Source organism: Commensalibacter sp. Nvir, assembly GCF_963921845.1.
Lineage (GTDB): Bacteria > Pseudomonadota > Alphaproteobacteria > Acetobacterales > Acetobacteraceae > Commensalibacter.
Map to the genome: position 1 here is coordinate 1 of NZ_CAWUGZ010000050.1, position 2,779 is coordinate 2,779.

The 2,779-nt window shown below is 36.8% G+C and carries 2 protein-coding genes; one reads left to right on the forward strand and one right to left on the reverse strand.

What is annotated here, in order from left to right:
- Positions 1–145: 145 nt before the first annotated feature.
- Positions 146–1,231: an XRE family transcriptional regulator gene (locus AABE15_RS03850; protein ID WP_338329961.1), complete on the forward strand. Its 1,086-nt coding sequence runs from the start codon at positions 146–148 to the stop codon at positions 1,229–1,231.
- 201 nt (positions 1,232–1,432) lie between these two features.
- On the opposite strand, the gene AABE15_RS03855 is transcribed toward AABE15_RS03850, so the two are convergent.
- Positions 1,433–2,650, reverse strand: a complete 1,218-nt coding sequence (locus tag AABE15_RS03855) for a phage integrase central domain-containing protein (RefSeq protein ID WP_338329962.1) — start codon at positions 2,648–2,650, stop codon at positions 1,433–1,435.
- Positions 2,651–2,779 lie beyond the last annotated feature (129 nt).

Here is a 2,779-nt window from a genome sequence, read left to right on the forward strand (position 1 = left end):
AAAGAAAATAATTTAGACTGGTACTTGCATTTAATAAGTGATAGAATAAAAATCAATGCGGACGAAGAACATATAGATGTTTTGGTTAATGAAACATCTGGTCGAGAAGAAAAAGCAAATATAATCAAAGTAAAAAGGAGAAAAGATGATAAATGGAAGCAATCAATTTAATGGAGATTTATTGCTTCTCGCTCGTAATTTGCGCGGATTAACGCAAAAGCAACTCATTAAGTTAATGGATGATACTAATATTACGCAAGGAACACTATCTAAAATAGAACATGGTTTATTAGAACCAAATCAAAAACAGGTTGAGCTTATCGCTAATGCTTTAAGCTTCCGTAAGAACTTTTTTTTTCAGCATGTTCCCTTGTATGATTTTGCATATAGTTTTTTTAGATCGCGAAAATCTGTATCTATCAGCAATCATAAAGCTATTCAAGCAAAGGCAGATTTGTATCGTCTGCATATTCATAAATTTTTAGATGCCATAGAGTTTGAACCTGAGTTAGAAGAAATTAGTAAGATTAATTTTGTTAGTAAAGATCCGTCTGATATTGCTAACGTTATTAAACGTGTGTGGAACGTTCCTAGAGGTCCTGTATATAACATTACGTGTATGCTAGAGCGTGCAGGCATCATTATTATTCCAATGAATTTTGGCGGGGCAAATATGGATGGGTTTTGTCATTTGTCATGCGATGGTATACCCCCTATTATTTATATAAATAAAAACTTACCTTTGGATCGTTATCGTTTTTCATTGATACATGAATTGGGACATTTGTTAATGCATCGCATCCCAAGTGAAAATCAAGAAAACGAAGCAAACACTTTTGCCGCATCCTTTTTAATGCCAGATAAAGAACTGCAAAGTGATTTTTCTTATGGTTTATCGTTACAAAAATTTGCAGAGTTAAAAAAATGCTGGGGCGTTTCGATGCAGGCTTTAATTCATAAGGCTTGGAGTTTAGGAAAACTTACAGATAGGGGGTTAAAATACTATCAAATCGAATTATCTAAACGAGGATATAGAAAAAAAGAGCCTGTTGAATTAGACAACTTTAAAGAAACTCCTTCCACTCTGTCTGAGTTGTTAAAAGTTCATTTAGAAGAGTTACAGTATTCTGAAGAGGAGTTATGTCAACTGACAGGAATGTATAAAGATGAGTTACAGGAAATGTACGGTTTAAAAACAAAACAAAAAGTGAAATTAAGATTAGTAAGCTAGTTCGTAGTTGTAAATAATTAACGTTTGTTCAACCACTTATTGAGTGGTTTTTTATTAATTTTACTAAATGCTACACAATATAGTGTACCATACTTTTTCTCTTTTACACTTCACATTTGTGATAACAGAGGAAAGTTTATTTAACTTGGTTTCTGTAAGAATGCACCCTGTGGACAACAACGCCCCAAACACAGGTGTCATTCATATTTTTCTGAGCCCATTAATTATTTCTCTAGGAGAGAGCAACCCTTCAAATAACCTATCGCCCCAGATTTGATAGAGTTCTTTTTTTCGTTCTGCATGTTCAGCGCGATTATAAGCTGCTTCAACGGCATTGGTAGGAATATGAGCTAGCATAAGGTCAATAACCAGCCGATCTTTGGGATAATGTTCATTCATAATACTCGAAAAAGATGCTCTAAAACCATGAGGAACATGGATATCTTTAAATCCTGCTCGGTTCATGAGATAGCCCATTGCATTCTCACTCATAGGAAGTAAAGCGGAGCGTGAATTAGGAAAAACTAACGGACCTCTTCCTGTGAATTGTTGAGCCACTTTCAAAACCTCTATTGCTTGTGTTGATAAAAACACCTTGTGTGCTCGCTTCATTTTCATTCGACTAGCGGGGATCGTCCATGTTTTGGATTGCCAATCAAGCTCTGCCCAAGCCATGCCACGAACCTCACCCGGTCTGACAACCGTTAACGCTAAGAGTCGTAACGCAAGCTTAGTTATAGGATAAGCAGGCTCCAACTCAACCGTTCGTATAATTTGCCGAAGTTGATCTATATCCGTGACGGCTGGTTGATGGCGTCTACGAAGGATGGGTTTTAATGCACCTTTTAATACCGTTGCTGGATTATGATGAATAATACCCAGGGAAATCGCATAATTAAAGACGGCTTCAACTCGTTGTCTAATACGATGAGCAGTTTCAATGGCACCAGCAACTTCAATTTTCTGCAATACCCCCAATAAGGTTGGGGTATCAAGGGTTTTAATGGATTGTTGACCGAGAAAAGGGAAAATGCGTTTTTCGAGACTCTGGATTACATCTTTTGCATGATGTGCCGTCCAACGATCTTTATTTAAATCCCACCACTGACGTGCAACAATTTCTAAAGCATACCCTTGCTCGGATTGGTGTGATTTTTTTCTCTCTGCTTTAGTCAACGCTGGATCCTTACCTTTGGCCAATTCTTTTTTGGCCTCATCTCTTGCATTCCTAGCCTCGGCAAGGGATAATAAAGGATAGCTACCAAAGGAAAGCAGCTTCTCTTTGCCATTAAAACGGTATTTAAATCGCCAAAGTTTTGAGTTATTGGTTCGGATTAAAAGGTATAAGCCACCCGAATCAAAGAGCTTATAGTCTTTATCTTGAGGTTTTGCTCGTTTAATCGCTAGGTCACTAAGCATGATACCCCCATTTCACTATTGATACCCCCAAAAATACCCCTTAATTCACTTTATTAAAGTTTATCAAACTTTACAGAATGATAACACGAAATGGCAGAATATGAAGGGTTTTAGTAATTTTTTTAGGGA